Origin of the sequence: Sulfitobacter sp. CW3, assembly GCF_019392245.1 — a bacterium.
GTDB lineage: Bacteria > Pseudomonadota > Alphaproteobacteria > Rhodobacterales > Rhodobacteraceae > Sulfitobacter.
Map to the genome: position 1 here is coordinate 1 of NZ_JAHXRL010000595.1, position 232 is coordinate 232.

The following is a 232-nucleotide window of genomic DNA, read 5'->3' on the forward strand; positions in this document are numbered from 1 at the left end:
CTGATCACGCTGGACAACAGCGGCGTACAAAACGGCTCGGGCAATGCGGGCGCCGGCACCACCAACTCCAATAATTACGCGATCGATACCCAGCGACCCACGGCCACCATCGTGGTCGCCGACAGCGCATTGGCGATTGGCGAGACGTCACAGGTGACCATCACCTTCTCCGAGGCGGTCACCGGTTTCACCAACGCCGACCTGACCATCGCCAACGGCACCCTGAGCGCGG

General features: G+C 63.4%; 1 protein-coding gene. It reads left to right on the plus strand.

The genetic code is table 11. The features are described 5' to 3' along the window. A partial coding sequence (locus KZZ06_RS24160; RefSeq protein ID WP_219582075.1) for an Ig-like domain-containing protein occupies nucleotides 1–232 on the plus strand: 232 nt, incomplete at both ends.